Source organism: Oricola cellulosilytica (assembly GCF_019966575.1).
In the GTDB taxonomy this organism is placed as follows: Bacteria; Pseudomonadota; Alphaproteobacteria; order Rhizobiales; family Rhizobiaceae; genus Oricola; species Oricola cellulosilytica.
Genome location: NZ_JAINFK010000005.1, coordinates 36,818 through 60,776 on the forward strand (window position 1 = coordinate 36,818; position 23,959 = coordinate 60,776).

The window sequence follows — 23,959 nt, forward strand, 5'->3', positions numbered from 1 at the left end:
GAAAGCCTGTATTACGGTGAAATCAATGATTTATGTAAGAATACCGGGTTTGGGGACGGACGCGGGAATAGGGGAACGAGCCCGATGAAACCGGCACGCAAGTTGTTAAGCGCAGTTTCGGCGGCGGCATTGGCGGTTACGCCCGCAGTCGGTGGGGCGATCGCGGTTTCGGTAGGGGCGGTTTCGGTAGCGAACGCAGCCGTGGTCCAGTCGATATCTGTCAGGGGCAACACGCGCGTGGCGTCGTCGACGATTTCCGAGTTCGTCGGATTCCGCGCGGGCAAGGACTACTCCGCAGCCGATCTCGACGAGGCAGTGAAGCGTCTTTTCGCCACCGGCCTGTTCTCCGACGTCCACGTCACGACCTCGGGCCCAACCCTGGTGGTGACCGTATCGGAACTCTCGATCGTTAATCAGGTCGTGTTCCGCGGCAACCGCAAGCTGAAGGACGAGCGCTTGCGCGCGGTCGTGGAACTGCAGCCGCGAGGCGCATTTGACCAGACGACCCTCGACGCCGATGTCCAGGCCATCGTCGACTCCTACAGCCGCATTGGCCGCAATGACGTTTCCGTTACTGCGGAGACCGTCGATCTCGGCGAAAACCGCGTCAACGTCGTATTCCAGATCCAGGAAGGCGATCGCAGCAAGATCTCGCAGATCAACTTCATCGGCAACAACGCCTATGGCGACCGCCGGCTGCAAAGCGTGATCTCGACCAAGCGCTCCAATCCGCTGTCATGGCTCACGCGCAACGACGTCTATGACGAGCAGCGCCTGGCGGCCGACGAGGAGCAGCTTCGCCGTTTCTATTTCAACCACGGCTATGCGGACTTCCGCGTTCTTTCGTCGTCGGCAGATGTCGATCCCAACAGCGGGAACATCGTCATAACCATCGAGGTCGATGAAGGCGAGAAATACAGATTCGGAAATGTCGAGATCGACAGCACGGTCAGCGGCATTGACGCAGACGATCTCCGCCGCACGGTCGAGACCCGGTCGGGTGCGACCTATAGTGGCGAAGATGTCGAGGACACGCTGATCGCCATGTCCGAACGTCTTGCAGCGGAAGGCTTTCCGTTCGCCGAGGTGACGCCGGTCGGCAACCGCAATTTCGAGACGCGCACCATAGACGTGTCCTATGTCGTCGATCAGGGGCAGCGGGCATTTATCGAGCGAATCGAGATCGTCGGCAACGCCCGGACACGGGACTACGTGATCCGCCGCGAGTTCGATCTCGCCGAAGGTGACGCGTTCAACCAGATACTGCTTCGCCGTGCGCAAAAGCGCCTCGAGGCGCTCGATTTCTTCGAGAACGTGAGCATAAGCACCCGGCCGGGATCCGCGCCCGACCGCGTGATTATCGTCGTGAACGCCGTTGACAAGCCGACGGGAGAATTCGGTATCGGAGCGGGCTACACAACCGGTTCATCCACGAACAGCGGCCCGACATTCGAGGCGAGCATCACCGAGCGCAACTTCCTTGGCCGCGGTCAGGCGCTGAAGATCGGCGCCGGCGGCAGCGCGGATTCGCGCAGCTACAGCGTGTCGTTCACCGAACCGTACTTCCTCGGATATCGTCTGGCCGCGACCGTGGCCGCTTTCCGGCGGACGCAGGATTATCTGGGATATGACGTTGCGACGACGGGCGGCTCGGTCGGCTTCGGACTTCCGATTACGCAGAAGCTGACGGGCAACATCGCCTATTCGTATTCGCAGGATGATTACGACATCACGGACCCGACGAATGCTCCGCAAGCCATTCAGGACGAGATCACAGCGAACGGCAATACGTGGACCAAATCCGCGATCAATTATGGTCTGACCTACAACTCGATCGACGACGTGCAGGACCCCCGCGAGGGCGTCTATCTGCGCTTCAACCAGGAAGTGGCGGGTCTCGGCGGCGATGCGCGCCACATCGCGTCGACCTTCGACGGGCGCTACTATCAGACATTGTCCGAAGAGGCCGAACTCGTCGGCTCCCTGCGGGTCGGCGGCGGCACGATCACCGGTCTCGGCCAAGATGTGCGAACGGTTGACCATTTCCGCCTTGGACCGCGTCAGATCCGCGGTTTCGCCTATAACGGCATTGGCCCGACGCAGGGTGCCGGTGGTGCTGGCGCAGGCGAGCAGATCGGCGGCAAGAACTATCTCCATGCATCGGCGGAAGCTCAGTTCCCGCTGCCCGCATTCCCGCAGGATCTGGGCCTCAAGGGCGCGGTCTTTGCCGACGCGGCGACTCTCTACGGTCATGACAGCGCGCAAGCCGTCAATACGAGCATGGAATGGCGCGCCTCGGCCGGCGTCAGCCTGATCTGGCAGTCGCCATTCGCGCCGCTTCGGTTCGACTATGCGGTGCCGATCAAGAAAGAGCCGACTGACGAAGAACAGCGCTTCAACTTCACCGTGTCGACGGCGTTCTGATCGGGAGGCCCGGCGTTGCGCCGGGCCCCTTGTTTTCCTTGTCCGGCTTTTCCCCGATTTTTCTAGAGCCCCGCCAAGCGCTGAGCGTTGATGAGATTGCCGATCTCTGTGACGGGCGGACCGTCGCGGGCACGACCGCTCCTTCGGCGATATCGGTGCTTTCCTCGCTGACAAATCCCAAGGGCGGAAGCCTGACCTTTGTTCAGCCGGACGCCAAAGCTGCGGATATCGTCTCGCTCCAGTCGGTCGGCGCGATCCTCTGCGCCGAGCGAACTCTGGCGGCGATGCCCGCCCCTCCGGCGAAAATAGTCGTCGCCTCACCTCAGTCTGCATTCATCAAGATCGCGGCCGCCATGTTCCCGGAAAGTCTTGGTCCGGCCCGGGTAAGTGCAAGTGAGGGATTGAACCCTGCCTATCCGACTGCGTCCGTGTCCTTGCTGGCGGCGATCAAGGAGGGAGCGGTGATCGAGGCGGGCGCGGCGATCGGCGATCACGCCGCCGTCGGGCGGGACACCGTGATCGGGGCGAACGCTGTGATTGCCGATCATTGCCAGATCGGCCGGGACTGCAGGATCGGTCCCGCTGCGGTTCTCCAGTATGCCCTTGTCGGGGACGGGGTCGTGATCCACTCCGGCGCGCAGATCGGTGCGGAGGGTTTCGGCTTCGTGCCCGGTTCCGACGGGTTGTTGAAAGTTCCCCAACTCGGCAGGGTGATCCTGCAGAACCGCGTGGAGATCGGCGCCAACACGACGGTCGACCGCGGTGCCATCGATGACACGGTGATCGGTGAGGGCACGAAGATCGACAATCTCGTGCAGATCGCTCACAACGTGTGGATCGGGCGGAATTGCGTCATTGCCGCCCAGACAGGAATTTCCGGAAGCGTCAGATTGGGGGACGGATGCATGTTGGGGGGCGGCGTCGGGATCTCGGACCATGTCACAATCGGGTCTGGCGTTCAGATCGCTGCATCCAGCGGCGTGATGAACAATATCCCCGATGGCGAACGATGGGCGGGAACGCCGGCACGACCGTTCAAGGAATTCTTCCGCGAGATGGCAACGTTGCGCAAACTCGTAACCGCCGATAAGAAGCCGAAAACCAAAACCTGACAGGCCGATCGATGAGCAGCACGGCAGCCCCGGACACAACGCTTGAATCCGTTGACCTCCTTGAGATCATGGAACTTTTGCCGCACCGGTATCCGTTCCTTCTGATCGACCGCATCGTCGATATCGAGTCCGACAAATCGGCTGTCGGCATCAAGAACGTGACGGCAAACGAGCCCCATTTTCAGGGTCACTTCCCTGGTCGTCCGATCATGCCGGGCGTGCTGATGATCGAGGGAATGGCGCAGACGGCCGGTGCCATCGGCATTCGCGCCCTTGGTCTCGACAAGCCGGCGCTCGTCTATTTCATGACGATCGACAACGCCAAGTTCCGCCGCCCCGTGGTGCCGGGAGACGTGGTCGAATACCATGTCAAACTGGTCAAGAAACGCGGCACGGTCTGCCGGTATGCATGTGTCGCCATGGTTGGCTCGGAGAAGGTTGCCGAGGCTGAAGTCGCCGCCATGCTTTCGCCCGATGACGCGGAAGGCTGAAACTGGTGGACTCGACCTCAATTCCGGACATCCATCCGACCGCGCTCGTCGAGCGCGGCGCCGAAATCGGAAACAACGTCCGCATCGGCCCCTTTTGTCATATCGGGCCCCACGTCGTCATCGGCGACAATTGCGAGTTGATGAGCCACGTTGTCATCACGGGCGGCACGACGATCGGAGCGGGTACCCGGATTTTCCCGCATGCCGTGCTTGGTACCGAACCGCAGAATACTGCGTACAAGGGCGAAAAAACCAAGCTCGTTGTCGGCCGCAAGAACACGATCCGCGAAGGCGTCACGATGCATACCGGCACGGCGAACGCGCGTGGTGAGACGCTGGTTGGCGACGAGTGCATGTTCCTGGCCTATTCCCATGTCGCGCATGACAGCGTGCTCGGGAACCACGTCACATTCGCCAACAACGTCATGATCGGCGGGCACACCACGATCGGCGATTATGTGATCATCGGCGGCGGGGCGGGCATTCACCAGTTCTGCACGGTCGGGCACCACGCCTTTATCGGCGGCATCGCCGCAGTGGTGAACGACGTGATCCCCTACGGGATGGTCGTTGGCAGCCGGGCCTATCTCGCGGGCCTGAACCTGGTCGGGATGAAACGCTCGGGAATGACGCGCCAGGACATGAACGCGCTGCGCCACGCCTACAAGGATCTTTTCGCCGAGTCTGGCGGGACATTGCGCGAGAACGCCACCCGGATACTGGAGAACTACGCCGATAATGCTCCGGTCTGCGATCTCGCCAGGTTCGTTCTCGCCGACAGCAAACGCAAGTTCATCACGCCTTTGACGAACCGCCGGGCGCGGCAGGAAGACGGCATATGAGGCATGAAACCGCGGGTGCATGAGGGGCAGTCTGGCGGCCGGGTCGCGATCATAGCCGGAAATGGCCAGTTGCCCGTTTTCGTTGCGGAAAAGCTATCCGGGGAAGGGCGGGACCCGTATATTCTGGCGATAGAGGGGGAGGCCGATCCCGCCCTTCGTCGATATCCGAATGAAACGATCTTTCCGGGACATCCCGGCCGCCTGATCGCGGCGCTGAAACGCGTGAATCCGGCTGTGGTAACCCTCATCGGCGGCGTTCGGAGCCGCCCCAGCCTGTGGCGAATCATACCGGACTGGACGACGCTCAGGCTGGCGGCGAGGATGTTGCCGAAATTGCGCTCCGGGGACGATTCCCTGTTGCGGGGTGTCGTGCACATGATCGAGGAAGCTGGTTTTACGGTGAGAGGGGTCCACGAACTGGTGCCCGACCTCTTGGCCGAAAACGGGTTGCTCGCAGGACCCAAACCGTCCCGCGCGGACGAGGAGGCGCTTGTCGCAGGCGTCGAGGGAGCGGTCGCGCTGGGAACCATCGATGCCGGACAGGCCTGCGTGGCGCTGGGCAAGCGAATCGTGGCGCTGGAAGGGGCGGAAGGTACCGATCTTATGCTCGAACGCGTCGGTGAACTTCGCCGGCTCAAGCGTCTTCCATCGCGTCGTGGGGGCGTGCTGGTCAAGCTCGCGAAGCCGATACAGGACAAGCGCGTCGATCTACCGGCCATCGGTGTGTCCACCATAGAGAACGCGTCGGCGGCGGGCCTGCGTTGTGTCGCAGTCCATGCCGGCAACGCACTGGTCGCGGATTTTTCCCAGACGCGCGAGACCGCGGACAGGCTGCAGGTTTCCCTACTGGGAATCGACCCGGAGGCCGTCCTGAAGCGGCAGTTGATCGCATGACGGGGAAGAATCGTCTGACCCTGGCAATTGTCGCCGGCGAGCAGTCAGGCGAAAACCTGGCTGTGGACCTCGTGGAAGCGGTTACGCGCCGTACGGGAGAGCCCCCGGATCTGGTCGGCGTCGGCGGACACAGGCTTGGCGAGTTGGGTCTGGAGAGCGTGTTCGATCCGGCCGAGATCGCGATCACCGGGGTCTCGGCGGTCATCGCCACCTTGCCGCGCCTCATACTCAGAATTCAGCAGACCACAAGGGCGATCATCAATGCGCGGCCGGACGCTGTCGTCTTTGTCGACAGTCCGGACTTTTCGCACCGCGTCGGCCAGCGGGTCAGAGAGGCGCTCCCGGATACGCCCCTAATAAAATATGTGGCCCCGACCGTCTGGGCCTGGCGCCCCGACCGGGCGCGGAAGATGGGCGCCGCCTTCGATCATGTTCTCGCAATCCTACCATTCGAGCCCGAAGTCATGCGTCAACTGAGTGGCCCGGAAACCCATTATGTCGGCCATCCGCTGGCGATCGACCCGAAACTTGCCGCTGTATGGGCGGAAAGACAGCAGGATGGCGGACGTGCTGACCGGAACCGTTTCAGGCTGGTTGTCCTGCCCGGCTCCAGGCGCGGGGAAGTCAGTTCGCTGCTGCCGGACTTCGAGGCCGCCGTGGACTTGTTGCATGAACGGGGAAACGACATCGCGATCGACATTCCGACCCTGCCTCGGCTGGAGAGGGAAATCCGGAACCGGACTGCATCCTGGCGCGTGGCGCCGCGGATCACGACCACCCCGGATGAAAAGCTCGAGGCGTTCCGCAATGCCGATGTGGCGCTCGCGGCATCGGGAACGGTCGTTCTGGAACTGGCGCTCGCCGGCGTTCCGGTGATCAGCTGCTACCGGACCGATCCGCTCATGAAGCCGTTTCTGTCGCTGATCACGACGTGGTCGGCCGCGCTTCCGAACATCATTTCCGACCGGCCAATCGTGCCGGAATACATCAACGAGATGATCCGTCCGGGGATGCTGGCGCGGCGCATCGAAGAACTGGTCGCGGAAGACAGTATTGCCGCAACCCTTCAGAGGCGTGGATTTGCCGATGTGCGGGATATCATGATGGTCGACACGCCGCCGGGAGAGAAGGCGGCGGAAATCGTTCTGAACGCAATTGGAAAGATGGCCTGAGGAAGTCCGGTCCAGCCGGAAAATCCGGCTGGACCGTCACGCCAAATCAGGACCGCCTGTCGATTGGCAGGTAATCGCGTTCGGTAGCGCCGGTGTAGAGCTGGCGCGGACGGCCAATCCGCTGGTGCGGGTCCTCGATCATCTCCTTCCACTGGGCGATCCAGCCAACGGTGCGGGCGACCGAGAACAACACCGTGAACATGTTGGTCGGGAAGCCGAGCGCGCGCAGCGTGATGCCGGAATAGAAGTCGATGTTCGGATAGAGCTTCTTCTCGATGAAATAGTCGTCGTTCAGCGCCATCTTTTCCAGTTCGAGCGCGACCTCGAGCATCGGATCGTCCTTGATGCCGAGTTCCCCAAGAACCTCATGCGTGGTCTTTTGCATGATCTTGGCACGCGGATCGTAGTTCTTGTAGACGCGATGGCCGAAGCCCATCAGGCGGAACGGATCGTCCTTGTCCTTGGCGCGTGCGACGAACTCGGGAATGCGGTCCGGCGTGCCGATTTCCGACAGCATGTTGAGTGCGGCCTCGTTGGCGCCGCCATGCGCCGGACCCCAGAGGCAGGCGATGCCCGCCGCGATACAGGCGAACGGATTTGCACCCGAAGAACCCGCGAGCCGCACGGTCGATGTGGACGCGTTCTGCTCGTGATCGGCGTGCAGGATGAAGATCCGGTCCATCGCACGCGCGAGCACAGGATTGACCTTGTACTCCTCGCAGGGAACCGCGAAGCACATGCGCAGGAAGTTGGAGGCGTAATCGAGATCGTTCTGCGGATAAACGAAGGGCTGGCCGATATGGTATTTGTACGCCATCGCGGCGATCGTCGGCATCTTCGCAATCATTCGCATCGATGCCACCATACGCTGGTGGGGGTCCGAAATGTCGGTGGAGTCGTGGTAGAAGGCCGAGAGGGCGCCGACAGTTCCGCACATTACCGCCATCGGATGAGCGTCCCGACGGAAGCCGGTGAAGAACCGGTTCATCTGCTCATGCACCATCGTGTGGCGCGTCACCCGGTAATCGAAATCTTCCTTCTGCGTCCTGGTCGGCAGTTCGCCGTAGAGAAGGAGATAGCAGACCTCCAGAAAATCACCATGATCCGCCAGTTGTTCGATCGGATATCCCCGATGGAGAAGCGTTCCCTTGTCACCGTCGATGAAGGTGATCTTGGACTCGCAAGCCGCTGTCGACGTGAAACCGGGATCGTAAGTGAAGGCCCCCGTCTCCTTGTAGAGTGATGAGATGTCGACGACCCGCGGTCCTATCGTGCCTTCGCGAACATTGAATTCATGCTCTTCGGAAGAGAGTGACAGCTTCGCGGTTTTTTCAGACATGAGGTCTCCCTTCGGAATCGAAAATTCGCACGGAAATCGCTACGTTTTATTGCAACGCAAAATTACTCATATGATGATATCGGAGTGTGAGCTTGCTAAACGATTTGGGACACGCTGCCAAGCCAGCCGATAGCCTTATGCTGCATCGCATTATTGGCCGGTTCCCGCAAGTTCAACCAAGGTCAACCCCCGCAATCACGCAGGCGCCCGATTGCTTCGTCGCGCCCCAGAACCGCCAGCACGTCGAACACGCCAGGAGAGGTGCTGCGACCGGTCAATGCCGCCCGGACCGGCTGGGCGACTTTTCCAAGCTTCAGTCCCTCGTCCTCGGCCACCCCCCGAACGGCCGACTCGACGGTCTCCACCGTCCACGGGTCTACCGTCTCCAGACGGTCGGCTGTTTTCGACAGAACAGCGCGCGCCTCGTCGGTCAGGATCGCCGACGCTTTCTCGTCGAGTGAAAGCGGGCGTTCCGAGAACAGGTATCCGGCGCTGTCTATCAGTTCCGTCAGCGTTTTTGCCCGTTCCTTCAGTCCGGGCATGGATTGAAGGAGTTTTTCGCGGACAGTGTCATCCAGTTTCGCCGCGAGCGCGGCGCCGTTCGGGATATGCGGAAGCAGCGCCTCGATCCGCCGGAGCAGATCGGCGTCGTCCGCCCCACGGATGTAATGACCGTTCAGGGCTTCCAGCTTGGCGAAGTCGAAACGGGCGGCGCCCTTGTTGACGTCGGCTATGTCGAACCATGAGATCATGTCTTCCGTCGACATGATCTCATCGTCGCCGTGGCTCCAGCCGAGCCGCGCGAGATAGTTGCGCAGAGCTTCGGGCAGGTAGCCCATCGCGCGGTAGGCCTCGACGCCGAGCGCGCCATGCCGTTTGGAGAGCTTTGCGCCGTCGGCGCCATGGATCAGCGGGATATGAGCCATATCGGGCACGTCCCATCCCATGGCCTGGTAGATGATGGTTTGCCGCGCTGCATTGGTAAGATGGTCGTCGCCGCGAATAATGTGCGTAACGCCCATGTCGTGGTCGTCGACAACGACTGCGTGCATGTAGGTCGGCGAGCCGTCGGAACGCAGGATGATGAAATCGTCGAGGTCCTTGTTCGGGAAGCGGACGTCGCCCTGGACGTGATCCTTGACGAGCGTATCGCCTTCGCGCGGCGCCTTGATCCGGATGACGGGCTTGACACCTTCCGGAGCCTCCGAGGGATCGCGGTCCCGCCACCGGCCGTCGTATCGCGGCGGCCGGCCCTCTGCTCGCGCCTGCTCCCGCATGGCGGTGAGCTCGTCCGGCGATGCATAACAGCGATAAGCGCTGCCTGCCTCCAGCAATTGCAGCGCGACCTCCCGGTGGCGGTCCGCGCGCTCATATTGGGACACCGGATCGCCGTCCCAATCGAGGCCCAGCCATCTGAGGCCCTCCAGGATGGCGTCGACCGCTTCTTGCGACGAGCGTTCGCGGTCGGTATCCTCGACGCGCAGCAGCATCTTGCCACCGGTGTGTTTGGCGTAGAGCCAGTTGAAAAGCGCTGTGCGAGCGCCACCGATGTGCAGAAAGCCGGTCGGGGAGGGGGCGAAACGGGTAACGACCTCGCCAGTCATATCATGCTCCAGATGTCCGTGGGTTTCGGGCCGCTCAGGCGGGATATTGCGGCACCGGGCGCACGTCTAGCATACGGGCGGGGGAGCGCAAGCGCCCGGCCCTCAGGCAGCGTCGCGCCGGAGATTCCGGATTCCGCCCGATGAGTGCGCGCGGTGATGACGGCACCAGCGGCGAAATAGCCGACGAGCGTGTTTTCTTTGCCCCCGACAGCGACTCGTCCCGAGCGGACCGGCCGCAGATCGCGGCGCCGGAGAAACACAGCCGGTACTCGAAGGCGCGGTATGCAGGGTTTCGGCCTTTTCGAGGGATTTTCCGGTATTTCTCGATCCGGGCGATTGGTCACGCTCTCCGTCATGAGGGTGCGATCGGGACGCCGTTTCTGTTCGCTCCCGTGTTTCTCGGTTCGGGGGCGCTGTTCTACTTTGCGCTGGAGCGCGAACCGGCCCCCGCAAGCATCCCCGCGGGACTAGCCTTGCTCGTGCTCGTCCTGTCGGTGGCGCGGCGCGGCCCGATTTTCTTCCGACGGCTCGTTCTCGGGCTGACCATTGTGGTGGCGGGAATGGCGATCGCCCAGTTGCAGGCGAAAAGCGCCGGAACCAAAATGCTGGGGGCGTCGGTCACGACACGGGTCACCGGGCGTATCGTGAACATCGAAGAACGGGCCAACGGGCGCACGCGCTACACGATCGATGTTCTGAAAACGGAGCGCCCGCATCTGCGGTTCTCTCCGGATCGGGTGCGCGCGACCGCATCCGGCGTCTCGCCTGAACTTGTCGTCGGCGGAGGTATCCATGGGGTTGTCCGGTTGAGCCCGCCATCCGGCCCGGTCCGGCCCGGCGGTTACGATTTCGCATTTCACGCCTATTTCGACGGATATGGCGCGAACGGGTTCTTCGTCGGCGCGCCTGAAGCGGCCGAGATAGAAACGAGACCTTCCGCGTTCGGCCGGGCCTTGCTGGCTGTCGAAACGCTCCGGCAGGGGATCGGCCGGACAATATCGGAGACAGTGGACGGACGCTCGGGAGCGGTTTCGGTGACGCTGATTACCGGAAACAAGTCGGTGATACCCGACGAAGTGAACGAGGCGCTCCGCGTTTCCGGCCTCGCGCATATTCTGTCGATCTCGGGACTGCACATGGCGCTGGTGGCCGCGACGGTGATGTCGGTTCTGCGTTTCGGTTTCGCTCTGGCGCCGAACTGGTCGTCCCGCCGTCCGGTGAAGAAATACGCCGCCGCCTTGGCGTTGGCCGCGACAGGCTTTTACCTGTTTCTCGCCGGTGCTGGCGTTGCGACCCAACGCTCGTTCGCGATGCTGGCGATCATGCTGCTGGCGCTCACTTTTGACCGCAGCGCCGTGACAATGCGCAATCTCGCGCTGGCGGCGATCCTCATCATCGTCACCGCGCCGAACGAGGTCCTCGGCCCGGGGTTCCAGATGTCGTTTGCCGCAACCGCAGCCCTGATCGCAGTCTATGCGGCCTGGCAGGACGTGCGCCGGGCACGGTCGCAGAAAGCGGGATCGAGGAAGGAGCGTGGATTGCTGTTCCGGGCGGCGGGATTGCTGACGAAGTTCGCGCTCGGGCTGGCAGTGACGTCGCTCGTCGCGGGCCTGGCGACGGGAATATTCGCCTCCTATCATTTCGGCCGCATCGCTCCCTACGGGCTTGTCGCCAACCTCGCTGCAATGCCGCTCGTTTCCCTGCTTGTCATGCCGCTCGCCATCATATCGGTCATTGCAATGCCCTTCGGACTGCACGGGCTTCCGCTGGCCGCGATGGCATGGTCGGTCGAACGCGTGATCCGCATTGCCGAGTGGGTGGCGTCCCTGTCGCCACCCGTTGCAACCGGACAGATGCCGGCAGCGGCGCTGGTTCTCTTTTCGGTCGGGCTTGTCATTTCATGCCTGTTTTCGACGCGCATCCGGCTGGCCGCCCTTCCGGTCTTCGTCCTCGCGGCCGGCCTCTGGTCCCTGCAGCGGCCTCCCGCGCTGGTAATCACGGAAGACGCGCGCCAACTAGCGATTGTTGAGACGAATGCAGGCGCCACAGTCCTTCATGTCAATCGCAGCCGCCCGAACGCCTTCGTTCTGGAACAGTGGACCGCGGCCTACGCATCGTCCGCGACGGTAAAGCCGGACCTTTCGGAACTTGTCGATTGCCGCAGAAATATCTGCACAGCCACGATCGAGCCGGGGCAGAACGATCTGCGTGTCGGCTATCTCTCGCTGAACAGAAGCGAGAACGGAAATCCGGTTGATATCCGTGCATGGATCGATGAACAGGCAAGGGCGTGCAAGTTCTTCGATCTGGTCGTCTTCGCCAGCGCGCCGGCATGGCCCTATTGCCCGTCCGGTGCAACGGTGATTTCGGCGCGTCAGCTTGCCATGAGCGGCTCGGCGGAAATCACTACAAAGACCGGCGCGGACGGAACCGTCAATCTGAAGATCAAGCACGCTCTGCCGGGGATTGAACGTCCATGGCTCGACCACCGCCGCTATTCACGCGCGGCGCGCAACCTTCCCGAATGGCGTCCGAAACGTCAGTAGCGCCGGATCAATCCGACAAGCTTGCCCTGCACGCGCACCCGGTCCGGCCCGAAGATGCGGGTTTCATAGGCCGGGTTTGCAGCTTCGAGCGCGATCGACGCGCCCTTGCGGCGGAAACGCTTGAGCGTCGCTTCCTCGTCGTCCACCAAGGCCACGACGATGTCACCCATATTGGCGGTGTCGCTTTTGCGGATCACGGCCATGTCGCCGTCGAAGATGCCGGCATCGATCATCGAATCGCCTTCAACCTCGAGCGCGTAGTGTTCGCCATTTCCGATCATGTCCGGCGGCAGCGAAAGCGTCCTGGTCTGGTGCTCGATGGCGGAAATCGGAACACCCGCGGCGATCTTGCCCATGACCGGGACCGGGACGACCCCGCCGTTGTCGTCATTGGCGGAAGGACGAGGGGCAGGGGCATGCTGCGGCCTTCCGAGGCTTCCCTGGATGACGCTCGGGGAAAATCCGCGTGGCGGTGCATTCGGCGTCAGGCAGTCGGGCAGCTTCACCACTTCCAGCGCGCGCGCACGATTGGGCAGCCGGCGGATGAAGCCACGTTCCTCGAGCGCCATGATCAGTCGGTGAATGCCGGACTTCGAGGCAAGATCGAGCGCCTCCTTCATCTCGTCGAAAGATGGCGGAACGCCGCTCTCTTTCAGACGCTCATTGATGAACATCAAAAGCTCGAGTTGCTTGCGCGTAAGCATGGCGGTGCCTCAAGAATCAGATAAAACAAACCCTGAACAGGGTATATCTGTTCTATTTGTGTTCTGCAACCGTTTAACAAACGTTTAAATTGTGGCAGGCTTGAGCACTACAACCTCGACCGCATCGCCTGTGACCGCGGCAGGCGCGTGAGGCGGTCTGGCGATCAGCACGTTGGCTTCCGCGAAGATCCGAATCATTGATGAATCCTGGCGGTCGAATGCGCGAACATGCAGCTTCCCGGCTCCGTCGCGCCACGCAAGGGCGCGCAGATAATCCTCCCGCCGGTCATTGGCGGGGAGCGGTTCCGCGAGCAGGGCGCTCATGCGCAACTCCACCGCCGAACGTCCGGCAAGACGGGCGATGAGAGGTTTGAGGAACAGGTGCGTGCAGACAAGGCTTGAGACGGGATTTCCCGGGAGGCCCAAAACCTGAATGCCGTCGAGCCGGCCGAGCATGAGGGGCTTTCCCGGCCGCATCGCGATCTTCCAGAAATCCAGCGTCATGCCTTTGGCGACGAATGTCTCCTGAACCAGATCGTGATCGCCAACCGAGGCTCCGCCCAGTGTGACGATGACGTCGGCCCTTGCCGCGACCGCACGGTCGAGAGCGTCGGACAGCGCCTCTCTTGTGTCGGCGGCGATGCCGAGGTCGGTGGTCTCGCCGCCCGCTTCACGTACCAGCGCCGCAACGCCGTAGGAATTGGAGGCGATGATTTGTCCGGGGCCCGGCTGCGATCCGGGCGGCAGCAATTCGTCGCCGGTCGCAAGAATGGCAACCCTGGGTATGCGCACGACCGAGACGTCCGGGTGGTTTGCCGCAGCGGCAAGGCAAAGGGCGCCTGCATCGAGCGGTGTGCCGGCGGTCAGCAGCCGCTCGCCCTCCGAAAAATCCAGCCCTGCCGGCCGGATGAACCGGCCCTTGGTCTCGCTCTGGTTTGCGGTGATCGCTCCATCGTCGACAACCGTCGCGTTTTCCTGAATGAGAATCGTGTCAGCACCGTCCGGGACAACACCCCCGGTGAAAATCCTGACGGTTTCACCTTGCTTCACCGTTCCATCGAACGGGTGGCCAGCGGCGGCCTGCCCGATCACAGTCAAGGAAGCCGGCGCACCCGCGATATCGAGCGCGCGCACGGCGTAACCGTCCATCGCGGACACGGGAAGGGGAGGCTGCGTCCGCAGAGCGGTCAGATCGTCAGCCAGAATGCGGTTGTTGGCGCGGTCGATGGCAATGCGTTCCGCCTCGAGCGGTTCGACCCCATCCAGGAGCCGGCTTCGTGCCTCGGCGACCGAGATCAATCCGCGCTCCGCGACCAGTCACCCGATTTCCCACCGGACTTGGTCAACAGGCGTACGGGACCTATTTCCATCCCCTTATCGATCGCCTTGGCCATGTCGTAGATCGTCAGGCAGGCGACCGAGGCGGCGGTCAACGCCTCCATCTCAACGCCGGTCTTTCCGCTCAGCCGTGCGAATGCCTCGATGCGGAAGCCCGGCAGATCCGGATCCGCTTCTATCTCGACCGAGACCTTGGTCAGGAGAAGCGGGTGGCAAAGCGGAATCAATTCGTGGGTTTTCTTGGCCGCCATGATCCCCGCGATGCGTGCGGCGGAAATCACGTCGCCCTTTTTGGCGTCGCCAGCGAGGATCGCGTCAAGCGTCTCGCGCGTGGTGCGGACGAACCCCTCGGCAACGGCTTCGCGGGTGGAATCGATCTTCGCCGTGACATCAACCATGTTGGCGGCGCCGTCGGAGCCGAGATGTGTCAGTGCGTTCGTCTGGTCTTTCCCGGAGTCCGCCATTCAGGTGATCCTCTCGCTCGAGGTTTCCGCGCCGTGCAGCAGCTCGGATGTCGCAGCGGCAACGTCCTTCTGCCGCATCAGGCTCTCGCCCACCAGAAAGGTGGTGATGCCAGACTCCGCCAGACGGTTGCAGTCGGCATTCGAGAAGATACCGCTTTCGCCCACGATCAGCCTGTCGCCTTTGGCCATTGGAGCAAGACGCTCGGAGACGGCGAGATCGACGTCGAAGGTTCTGAGGTTGCGGTTGTTGATGCCGATGAGCGGCGAGGTGAGCCGAAGCGCACGCTCCATCTCCGCTTCGTCGTGAACTTCGATCAGGGCATCCATGCCGAGGCCAAAAGCGGTTTCCTCGAGTGTGCGCGCCTCGTTGTCGGTAAGCGAAGCCATGATGATCAGGATCGCGTCGGCGCCCCAGCTGCGGGCCTCATAGACTTGATACGGCTCGAACATGAAATCCTTGCGCAGGGCGGGAAGACCGCACGCGTCACGGGCGGCCGTCAGGAATTCCGGTGCCCCCTGAAACGATGGACGGTCGGTCAAGACGGACAGGCAGGCGGCCCCGCCGGATTCATAGGCGCGGGCGAGGGACGGGGGATCAAAATCCTCGCGGATCAGCCCCTTCGACGGGCTGGCTTTCTTGATCTCGGCGATCAGCCCATAGTCTCCGCGCGCCTGCCTGGCTCTGAGCGCCCGCAGAAAGCCGCGGGGCTCCGGCATGCCGGCGGCGCGCGCCTCGAGCTCCGCCAAGGGTAGGGCAGCTTTCGCAGCCGCTATCTCCTCACGCTTGTAGGCTTCAATCTTCTTGAGGATATCGGTCATCGCCCAGCCCTCATGACGGTTTCTCTTGCGAAAGCCGGGCGACCTTTTCGATGACCGTTCTGGCGTGCCCTTCGTCCAGGGAAGCCTCGGCCTTTGCGATGCCCTCGGCAAGATCGGCGGCGAGCCCGGCGACGACCAATCCCGCCGCCGCATTCAGGCAGGCGATGTCTCGATACGGATTGCGCGCACCGCCAAGCACCTCCCGCAACGCTGCCGCGTTGTGCGCGGGGTCGCCGCCCTTGAGCTGGTCAATGGTGACCCGCTCAAGTCCGACATCCTCCGGTTCCAGAGTGAAGGTCTTCACCGACCCGTTGCTCAGTTCCGCAATCTTCGTCTCGCCGGCGGTCGTCAGTTCGTCCAGTCCGGCGCCATGGACAACCCAGACATGCTCGGATCCCAGCGCTTTCAGGACATGGGCGAGTGGTTCCACCCATTCGGGCGAGAAGACGCCGACGATCTGTCGGCGGACACCCGCCGGGCTGGAAAGCGGACCCAGCAGATTGAAGATCGTCCGGGTGCCGAGCTCGACCCGGCTTGGACCGACATGGCGCATGGCCGCGTGATGCATTGGCGCGAACATGAAGCCCAGTCCACCCTCGCGGATACATCTCGCGATCGTTTGCGGGGAGGCCTCGAGGTTGAGGCCGAGTTCGGCGAGCGCCTCGGCGGAGCCGGATTTCGAAGACAGCGAACGGTTGCCATGCTTGGCGATTGTCGCCCCGGCCCCGGCCGCGATGATCGCGGCGCAGGTGGAGACGTTGTAGCTTCCGGAATTGTCGCCGCCTGTCCCGACGATATCGATGGCGTTCTCCGGCGCGTCCACGCGTGTCATCTTCTCGCGCATCACCGTGACGGCGCCCACGATCTCGTCGATAGTCTCGCCCCGCACCCGGAGCGCCAGGAGAAAGCCGCCAATCTGCGATGGTGTCGCATTGCCGGACATCACGACATTGAAGGCGCGGCGGGCTTCGTCGGCGGTCAGGCTCTCGCCGTCAGCCGCCTTGGCGATAAAGGGTTTCAGATCCTCCATCAGCAAGTCGTCACTGTGTCGCCAGCGCGCGCTCGATTGCACGCTGGTCGACTCCCACCGGATAGACGGTCTGCAGCTTTGCCACCATCTGATCGAGCAGGTCGTCGCTGAGGGCAGCCGCGAGGTTTTCGCGCATCTGCGGCGTCAGCGCCTCCGGCCCTCCCAATGGCTGGGTGATGCCGGTGACCTTGAAGACGTTGTAGGCAGTGCCGGTCGGCGCAGCAGAAACGCCGCTGTGCTCCGGCCCGCCGTCGAAGACTTCCGCAACGCCCCGATTGCCGAAATCGGCATCGTCCGCAGTGCGCTGGAGGCCAAATTTCGACTGAAGGGAAAGGCCCTCCGCTTCAGCGATTTCCGCCAACTCTTCGCCGGCGACGAACCGCTCGGCATAAGCCTCGGCAACCTCGCGGACCTGCCGGTCGGTTTCCTCCGCAATCCAGTCGGCGGTGACACGATCGCGAACTTCCTCGAAGGAGCGGTCACGCTCCGGGGTGATATCTTCCACTTCATACCAGACGAACCCGGTCTGTCCGGCGTTGATCGGTGGATTCTCGAGGCCCGTCTCGGCCTCGAATGCCGCCGCGATCAGTTCGGCTTGCTCTTCTATCGACGTGATCGGCGCTCCGGACTCGTTGCGACCCTCGGCATCGGTCATCCGAATGGTTTCCATCGTCAGCCTTTGCGACGATGCGGCCTCCTCCATGGTTTGCCCCCCGGCCCGGGCGTCCTCGTAGGCATCATGGATATCGAGCAGCGTGTCATTCGCCTCGACCAGGGCGAGTTCGCGGCGAATTTCATCGCGAACATCCTCGAATCGCTGCACGGATGCCGGATTTATCTCCGTGACCCGCAGCAAGATCGGACCGAATGCGCCGTCAATGATTTCGCTGATGCCGCCTGCACTTTCGATTGCAAAAGCGGCCTCCGCGACCGCCTGGTCGGGCAGGTCTGACTTTTCGAGCGTTCCGAGCGACACGTCTTCCATCGTGCGTCCGGCCTCGGCGACCGCATCCTCGAAACTCTCCCCAGCGAGAATGCGCTGACGCGCGGCTGTTGCGCTGGCCTCATCGGCGAACACCAGCTGTTCGATCGTTCTCGTTTCGGCGGTGGCATAGCGGCTCTTGCGCGCCTCGTAATCGGCGCGGAGCTGATCGTCGTCGATGGTTACGTCTTCAACGATTTCCGCTGGCGTCAGGCGAACATAGTTGATCGTCCGGTATTCAGGCGCGCGGTAGCGCTCCTTGTTCTCCTCGAAATAGGATTTCAGGGTCGCGTCGTCGGGCGCCGTGACGGGCTCGATTGCCTGTTCACCGACCGTCACATACTGTACGTCCCGAGTCTCGCCGGTGTGCTGTGCGATCGCCTCGAGCATCGTGGCCGGCACTGCGATGCCGTCGGCCACAGCCTCGATCACCTGCTGGCGGACCGCCACCTCTTCGCGGGACTTGATATACCCGTCTTCGGTCATGCCGACGTTCCGCAGAACCTGGCGGAAGTTCTCGCGGCTGAACTGTCCGTTCACACCCTGAAATGCCTCGTCCTCGGCAACCAGGGTCGCAAGCCTGTCCTTGGACAGTCCCAGATTCATCTCTCTCGACTGTTCGTCGAGCACCGCCCCCGCCACCATCTGGCCCAGCACCTGGCGGTCGATACCGAACAGACGGGCTTGCTCCCGCGTGATCCGTTCGCCGAGTTGCCGGGAATAGATCGCGAGTTGACGGTCGTAGGCCAGACGATAATCGAGACCCGACACCTTCGTCTCGCCGGCCGTGACGACAGCATCGCCCGTGCCGCCGGAAAGAATTTGTCCGGAAACACCCCAGACCGCGAAGCTGACCAGCAGAAGGAGAAGGAGCGCCTTGGCGACCCACGAACGCGATGACTTGCGCAGACTGTCGAGCATGATGCGAATTGACCTGATTTCGTACTCGGCACGTTTTAGGAGCGGTTATTGAGCGACGCAAGCGCGGCTCCACCCTTTTCCTGCGGCCGGCAAACCGCTAACACGAGCGCAACTGCCGAAGGGAAGGAACCGCAATGACGCCGGGCGTGAAACCACTGGTCGCCGGAAACTGGAAGATGAACGGTACTGGCGCGGCGCTGGGCGAGGTTCGCGCCATCGTCGAGGGCTTGTCAGCATCGGGATCAGCGGTTGCCGATGCAATGCTCTGCGTGCCGGCAACCCTGATCGGGCGTGCCGCCGATGCCGCCGGCGGCGCCGTGCTGGAGATCGGCGGACAGGATTGCCACGCAAAGGAGAGCGGCGCGCATACAGGCGACGTCTCGGCGGAGATGCTGCGCGATGCCGGTGCGTCCGCCGTTATTGTCGGGCACTCGGAACGCCGAACCGACCATGGCGAGACGGACGCGACCGTGCGCGATAAGGCGGCAGCAGCCTGGCGGGCAGGGGTGACCGCAATCATCTGCGTCGGCGAAACCCGCGAACAGCGCGAAAATGGCGAGGCCGAGCGTGTGACCTCGGCACAACTCGACGGCTCTATCCCGGACGACATGACGGCCGGCAACACGGTCATCGCCTATGAACCCGTATGGGCGATTGGAACTGGGCTCGTCCCGTCGAACGACGACATCGCCGCTATTCACGCGCTTATCCGCGATCGCATGGAAGCCCGGTTCGGCGGCGAGGGCCGAAAAGTTCGGATTCTCTACGGCGGGTCGGTCAAATCGGGCAACGCTGCGGAGATTTTCGCGATCGATAATGTCGATGGCGGCCTTATCGGCGGCGCCAGCTTGAAAGCCGCCGACTTCCTTGCCATTTGTGACGCCGTACCCGATTAGACCGCGGTCGGGCGAACAGGGCTTCTAATCGCCCGATCGAACGTGTAGAGACGCCGAAAACCAGATCAAGACAGCACCATGCAAACCGTTCTCATCGTCATCCATCTCATGATCGTCATTGCCCTCGTCGGCGTCGTACTGCTCCAGCGTTCGGAAGGCGGGGCGCTTGGTATCGGCGGTGGCGGAGGCGGCGGCTTCATGTCCGCGCGCCGTGCTGCCGACGCACTGACGCGCACGACATCGATTCTCGCCGCCGGCTTTTTCCTGACCTCGATCGCGCTCGGTCTCATCGCCCGCTACGGCGAGAACCCGAGCGACATCCTCAATCGCGTTCCCGCGCAGGTTCAGCAAGGTGAAAGCGGCGAGCAGCGCACCGGGGGCGGCGTCCTCGATCTTCTCGGCGGCCAGGACGAGGCCCCGCAGTCCGGTGGCGTCGAGCAACCGGCAGCGCCGGCGGTCCCGAACAACTGACCTGAGACAGACAGATCGCGCCTCGTGTGGGTAAAACCATGCGGGGTGTTTTTTTCTTTGCCTATTTGAAACCGAACCGATAACCGTCAGGTCCCATGGCACGGTATGTATTCATCACTGGTGGCGTGGTTTCCTCGCTTGGAAAAGGCATTGCTTCCGCGGCGCTTGGCGCTCTTCTTCAGGCGCGCGGCTACAGCGTTCGGCTGAAGAAACTCGACCCCTATCTCAACGTCGACCCCGGCACGATGTCGCCATACCAGCATGGCGAGGTTTTTGTGACGGACGACGGTGCGGAAACGGATCTCGATCTCGGCCACTACGAACGGTTCACCGGACGTTCGGCCAACCAGAACGACAACATCACCACCGGCCGAATTTACCAGAACATCATCGCCAAGGAGCGCCGCGGCGATTACCTCGGCGCGACCGTCCAGGTGATTCCCCACGTCACCGACGAGATCAAGAATTTCGTCATCGAGGGCAATGAAGGCTACGATTTCGTTCTCTGCGAAATCGGCGGCACTGTCGGCGATATCGAGGCGATGCCCTTCATGGAAGCGATTCGCCAGCTCGGCAACGACCTGCCGCGCGGCAACGCAGTCTATGTGCACCTGACCCTGATGCCTTACATTCCGGCTGCCGGCGAGTTGAAAACCAAGCCGACGCAGCATTCGGTCAAGGAACTGCGCTCCATCGGCATCGCGCCCGACATCCTGCTGGTGCGCGCGGATCGCCCGATCCCTGAATCGGAGCGAAAGAAGCTCTCATTGTTCTGCAACGTTCGCGAATCGGCGGTCATACAGGCGCTCGATGTGAGCTCGATCTACGACGTGCCCAAGGCCTATCACGAAGAGGGGCTGGACGAGGAGGTTCTGGCCGCGTTCGGCATCGATCCCGCGCCGCAGCCGCGCATGGGCGTGTGGACGGACGTCTCCGACCGTATCCACAATCCCGAAGGCACGGTCACGATAGCGGTGGTCGGGAAATATACCGGCCTCAAGGACGCATACAAATCGCTCATCGAGGCGCTGCATCACGGCGGCATTGCCAACCGGGTCAAGGTCGACATCGAGTGGATCGAGTCGGAGGTCTTCGAAAACGAGGATCCGGCGCCGCATCTGGAGAAAGTGCACGGAATCCTGGTGCCGGGCGGATTTGGCGAACGGGGTTCGGAAGGCAAGATCGCGGCGGCGAAATTCGCCCGCGAACGCAAGGTTCCCTATTTCGGCATCTGTTTCGGTATGCAGATGGCGGTCGTGGAAGCGGCCCGGTCGCTGGCGGGCGTCGAGAATGCCAGTTCGACGGAATTCGGTCCGTCAAAGGAGCCGATCGTCGGCCTAATGACCGAGTGGTTGAAAGGCAACATGCTGGAGAAACGCACCCAAGCGGGAGATCTCGGCGGCACCATGCGTCTCGGCGCCTACAAGGCGCACCTCAAAGCGGGAACGCGTATAGCCGACATCTACGGCGAAACGGACATTTCGGAGCGCCATCGTCATCGCTACGAGGTCAATATCGATTATCGTCAGCGGCTTGAGGATTGCGGGCTGGTCTTCTCCGGGCTTTCACCCGATGGCGTCCTGCCGGAGACAATCGAATACCCCGACCATCCGTGGTTCATCGGCGTTCAGTACCATCCCGAACTGAAATCGAGGCCGTTCGAACCGCATCCCTTGTTCTCCAGCTTCATAGAAGCCGCGCTGGAGCAGAGCAGGCTGGTCTAGAAGGCCGGCCCCAGGCCGAAGCGGAGCGGTTGCCCTAGGGCAGATCGTCGAGAAGCTGTTCGATTCCGGCTATCGGATCGGTGGATGCGGCGTTTTCCGAGTACAGGGTTGAAAGTGCGGTCACCAATTCGGGTTCTGTGCCCGACTGTCCGTCGGCAGCCGCTTCCTCGGCGCCTGCTGGGTCGGAGGTGTTTCCTGCCGCGCCCACGTCGTTGCCGGATGTCTCGCCGGTTTCGCCGGGCGGAATTGGGTCGCCCGCACCGGATACCGGTTCAATGGCGGTCTCCGGTCCATCGGTTGGCGCATCCTCCGGCGGCGCCGGCGCGAGCAGTGGGGAGAGATCGACGTCACTGCCAAACCGCGCAATAGCCGAAGCGACCTTGCCCTGAATATTTGAAGGCAGGTCGGGGTTATTCGCATCCGCAATCGCGGCCTTCGCCATGTGTCCAACGCTCTCGCCGCTCTTGCCCTTGCCGGATTGCAACGGCTCAACCGCCGGCTGTGGCGTCTGGTAGCTGATGCGAACCGAAGTGGATGAGGCGATTAGAGATACCATTTTCTGGGATTCCGCGTTTGCAATCAGTTAACCATGGAGCTGATTCCCTTGCGCAAACCTTAACGAACCGCCTTTCCGCGGCCGCCCACGTTCGTCACAGCCTCGCTGCAATCAGGGCGCGCGTTCCAGACCTTTCTCTCCGCATACATGTCGGCGGGCCAGCCAGACGACCAGAGGCGGAATCGCCAGCCATTGCAAAAGCGGGCTCAGGCCGGTGCCGAAGGGTGGAACGAGCGGCATGAGCTCCGAGTAGGTCCAGCGCAGGCTGACATTCGTGTAGTAGTATTCGAACCCGACGGTGAGCATGATTCCCACACCGAGAAAAACCAGCAATTGTGCGGTTTTCGGCCGGAGATACCAGTGGCGCGATCGTGCCAGCGCGCTGGTTGTCCAGAATGCGATGAGCGCAAACCCGACATCACCGAACGTCGCGGAGGTGCAGACTTTGACGCCATCCCAGTGATTCAATTCTGCCATGCCGGCGTATGTCGGAACCTGCAGAAATTCCCACACGAAATGCAGCAGAAACGAGAACACCGCGATTCCGAATTCCGGTAGTCTGCTGATCTTTCCCATCATCGAACCTGACACCCATCTTTTCAGGCCGTCTGATAACGCCTTCAGTAAGGGGAAGGTCAACCGTTCGGCAGCGAAAGTTCCACTGCGAGGGCGGCGTGGTCGCTGGCGTGCGGACGGTCAACTCCAACCTCTGACAGGCGCTTGCCGGTGAACCGCGTGGCTACGTGCGGCAGTCCCTGGCGGAAGTAGGCCGGCTCCGCTTCCGGATTGAGCCTGGCAAGCGCCGGTGAGGCCAGCAATGCATCCGGACGGGAGTAAATTCCAGCCGATGCCATATGATGCGACCAGCGCCGGCCCGCCGGAACCCGCTCCACTAGGTCGATCGCAAAATGCTCCAGCAGCGGCGCAATGGCGCGTTCATCCGCCACCTCGGTCCGGGGTTCGTTCAGATCGCCGAGGATCATCCAGTATGCGTTGGCCGGATGCGGAAACCGCTGCTCGATGATGCGCCGGACCGCCAGCGCCTCCAGCCGGCGGGTCTCCCAGGCATCCGCCGCGTCGGGGTAGGGCGCCTTGAAATGGCATATGAACAGCGTAAGGCCTCCAATCGACGCTTCAAGGCAATCGCGCCGAAAGACCGGCTCGTCGGCCGACCGGCCGGAGGCTGGTTCAAGCTTCAGATCGCGCGCGGTCGTCGCAGCGTGCGACCTGATGTCGCTCGGCGGAAGCCGGCTCATCAGCGCCACATCGAAACCGCGTCCGTCATTTCCGGGCAAGCAGATGCGATGCGGATAGGGCGCCGTGCCTGTCGGAACCAGAAACCGGTCATGAAAATAATCGAGCGAGGCCCGGTCGAATACTTCCTGCAGCGCGATCACGTCAGCATTGGCAAGCGCGATGATCTCCGCCGTGAGGCGGCGGTCGAGCATGTCGAGCGCGGCGCTGGACGGTCGTCCGTCGTCCGGCACGTCCATGTCCCGGGCGCCGTGCATCGCCACGTGGCCATCCTCCCTGAGAAGGCGCAGATTCTGAACGTTGAAGGTGGCGATTCGCATCGCTCATGCCTTTTCGGATCGGCAACCGCCGGTCGGTTCTCCAAGTGCGCGGTCGA

Annotated in this window: 21 protein-coding genes; 10 read left to right on the plus strand and 11 right to left on the minus strand. The window is 62.4% G+C overall.

From position 1 onward, the window contains the following. Positions 1–84: 84 nt before the first annotated feature. Genes bamA through LC298_RS12585 form a run of 6 tightly spaced genes read left to right on the plus strand, consistent with a single transcriptional unit; the run spans position 85 to position 6,935 of the window. A complete protein-coding gene (gene bamA / locus LC298_RS12560) occupies positions 85–2,424 on the plus strand; it encodes an outer membrane protein assembly factor BamA (RefSeq protein ID WP_131570202.1) in 2,340 nt (779 codons plus the stop codon). A 38-nt stretch (positions 2,425–2,462) separates the two neighbouring features. Beyond that, the gene (gene lpxD, locus LC298_RS12565; protein ID WP_131570200.1) at positions 2,463–3,536 is read left to right on the plus strand and encodes a UDP-3-O-(3-hydroxymyristoyl)glucosamine N-acyltransferase; all 1,074 of its coding nucleotides are present in this window, start codon (positions 2,463–2,465) and stop codon (positions 3,534–3,536) included. Positions 3,537–3,547: 11 nt separating this feature from the next. Beyond that, on the plus strand, positions 3,548–4,027 hold the full coding sequence (fabZ, locus tag LC298_RS12570; RefSeq protein ID WP_131570198.1) for a 3-hydroxyacyl-ACP dehydratase FabZ: 480 nt from the start codon (positions 3,548–3,550) through the stop codon (positions 4,025–4,027). 5 nt (positions 4,028–4,032) lie between these two features. After that, positions 4,033–4,869 carry an acyl-ACP--UDP-N-acetylglucosamine O-acyltransferase gene (gene lpxA / locus LC298_RS12575; protein WP_131570196.1) on the plus strand — a complete coding sequence of 279 codons (837 nt, stop codon included), beginning with the start codon at positions 4,033–4,035 and terminating at the stop codon, positions 4,867–4,869. 3 nt (positions 4,870–4,872) lie between these two features. Next, the gene (locus LC298_RS12580; RefSeq protein ID WP_131570194.1) at positions 4,873–5,763 is read left to right on the plus strand and encodes an LpxI family protein; all 891 of its coding nucleotides are present in this window, start codon (positions 4,873–4,875) and stop codon (positions 5,761–5,763) included. Further along, a complete protein-coding gene (locus tag LC298_RS12585; RefSeq protein WP_131570192.1) occupies positions 5,760–6,935 on the plus strand; it encodes a lipid-A-disaccharide synthase in 1,176 nt (391 codons plus the stop codon). Before LC298_RS12580 ends, LC298_RS12585 begins: the two co-directional genes overlap by 4 nt. A 46-nt stretch (positions 6,936–6,981) precedes the next feature. Here the strand turns inward: LC298_RS12585 and gltA are convergent, their stop codons facing one another. Beyond that, positions 6,982–8,274, minus strand: coding sequence for a citrate synthase (gltA, locus tag LC298_RS12590; protein ID WP_131570190.1), 1,293 nt, complete (start codon positions 8,272–8,274; stop codon positions 6,982–6,984). A gap of 182 nt (positions 8,275–8,456) precedes the next feature. After that, positions 8,457–9,878, minus strand: coding sequence for a glutamate--tRNA ligase (gene gltX / locus LC298_RS12595; protein ID WP_131570188.1), 1,422 nt, complete (start codon positions 9,876–9,878; stop codon positions 8,457–8,459). Between the two features lie 140 nt (positions 9,879–10,018). Between gltX and LC298_RS12600 the strand changes: the two genes are divergently transcribed. After that, positions 10,019–12,424: a ComEC/Rec2 family competence protein gene (locus tag LC298_RS12600; protein ID WP_131570178.1), complete on the plus strand. Its 2,406-nt coding sequence runs from the start codon at positions 10,019–10,021 to the stop codon at positions 12,422–12,424. On the opposite strand, the gene lexA is transcribed toward LC298_RS12600, so the two are convergent. From lexA to LC298_RS12630, 6 genes are all read right to left on the minus strand, one after another. Further along, entirely contained in the window at positions 12,418–13,128 is a 711-nt protein-coding gene (gene lexA, locus LC298_RS12605; protein ID WP_131570176.1) for a transcriptional repressor LexA, read from the minus strand. The two genes, LC298_RS12600 and lexA, sit on opposite strands and share 7 nt — an antisense overlap. Before the next feature lie 84 nt (positions 13,129–13,212). After that, on the minus strand, positions 13,213–14,427 hold the full coding sequence (locus LC298_RS12610; RefSeq protein ID WP_131570174.1) for a molybdopterin molybdotransferase MoeA: 1,215 nt from the start codon (positions 14,425–14,427) through the stop codon (positions 13,213–13,215). Then, positions 14,424–14,930, minus strand: a complete 507-nt coding sequence (gene moaC, locus LC298_RS12615; RefSeq protein WP_131570172.1) for a cyclic pyranopterin monophosphate synthase MoaC — start codon at positions 14,928–14,930, stop codon at positions 14,424–14,426. Before moaC ends, LC298_RS12610 begins: the two co-directional genes overlap by 4 nt. Next, positions 14,931–15,749 carry an indole-3-glycerol phosphate synthase TrpC gene (trpC, locus tag LC298_RS12620; protein WP_131570169.1) on the minus strand — a complete coding sequence of 273 codons (819 nt, stop codon included), beginning with the start codon at positions 15,747–15,749 and terminating at the stop codon, positions 14,931–14,933. Positions 15,750–15,759: 10 nt separating this feature from the next. Continuing rightward, positions 15,760–16,779 carry an anthranilate phosphoribosyltransferase gene (trpD, locus tag LC298_RS12625; protein ID WP_131570294.1) on the minus strand — a complete coding sequence of 340 codons (1,020 nt, stop codon included), beginning with the start codon at positions 16,777–16,779 and terminating at the stop codon, positions 15,760–15,762. A gap of 10 nt (positions 16,780–16,789) precedes the next feature. Then, a complete protein-coding gene (locus LC298_RS12630; protein ID WP_131570167.1) occupies positions 16,790–18,682 on the minus strand; it encodes a peptidylprolyl isomerase in 1,893 nt (630 codons plus the stop codon). Between the two features lie 134 nt (positions 18,683–18,816). Here LC298_RS12630 and tpiA point away from each other — a divergent pair, with 134 nt between their 5' ends. The 3 genes from tpiA (at position 18,817) to pyrG (ending at position 21,773) form a co-directional block, all read left to right on the plus strand. Further along, positions 18,817–19,578, plus strand: a complete 762-nt coding sequence (tpiA, locus tag LC298_RS12635; protein ID WP_131570165.1) for a triose-phosphate isomerase — start codon at positions 18,817–18,819, stop codon at positions 19,576–19,578. Between the two features lie 78 nt (positions 19,579–19,656). Continuing rightward, the gene (gene secG / locus LC298_RS12640) at positions 19,657–20,049 is read left to right on the plus strand and encodes a preprotein translocase subunit SecG (protein ID WP_131570163.1); all 393 of its coding nucleotides are present in this window, start codon (positions 19,657–19,659) and stop codon (positions 20,047–20,049) included. 95 nt (positions 20,050–20,144) lie between these two features. Then, on the plus strand, positions 20,145–21,773 hold the full coding sequence (gene pyrG, locus LC298_RS12645; protein WP_131570161.1) for a CTP synthase: 1,629 nt from the start codon (positions 20,145–20,147) through the stop codon (positions 21,771–21,773). Positions 21,774–21,807: 34 nt separating this feature from the next. Here the strand turns inward: pyrG and LC298_RS12650 are convergent, their stop codons facing one another. The 3 genes from LC298_RS12650 to LC298_RS12660 all read right to left on the minus strand — a co-directional run bounded on the left by LC298_RS12650 (position 21,808) and on the right by LC298_RS12660 (position 23,903). Beyond that, a complete protein-coding gene (locus tag LC298_RS12650; RefSeq protein WP_131570159.1) occupies positions 21,808–22,329 on the minus strand; it encodes a hypothetical protein in 522 nt (173 codons plus the stop codon). A 111-nt stretch (positions 22,330–22,440) separates the two neighbouring features. After that, entirely contained in the window at positions 22,441–22,908 is a 468-nt protein-coding gene (locus LC298_RS12655; protein ID WP_223385655.1) for a hypothetical protein, read from the minus strand. A 56-nt stretch (positions 22,909–22,964) separates the two neighbouring features. Continuing rightward, complete coding sequence (locus tag LC298_RS12660) at positions 22,965–23,903, minus strand: endonuclease/exonuclease/phosphatase family protein (protein WP_131570157.1); 939 nt, start codon at positions 23,901–23,903, stop codon at positions 22,965–22,967. Between the last annotated feature and the right edge of the window lie 56 nt (positions 23,904–23,959).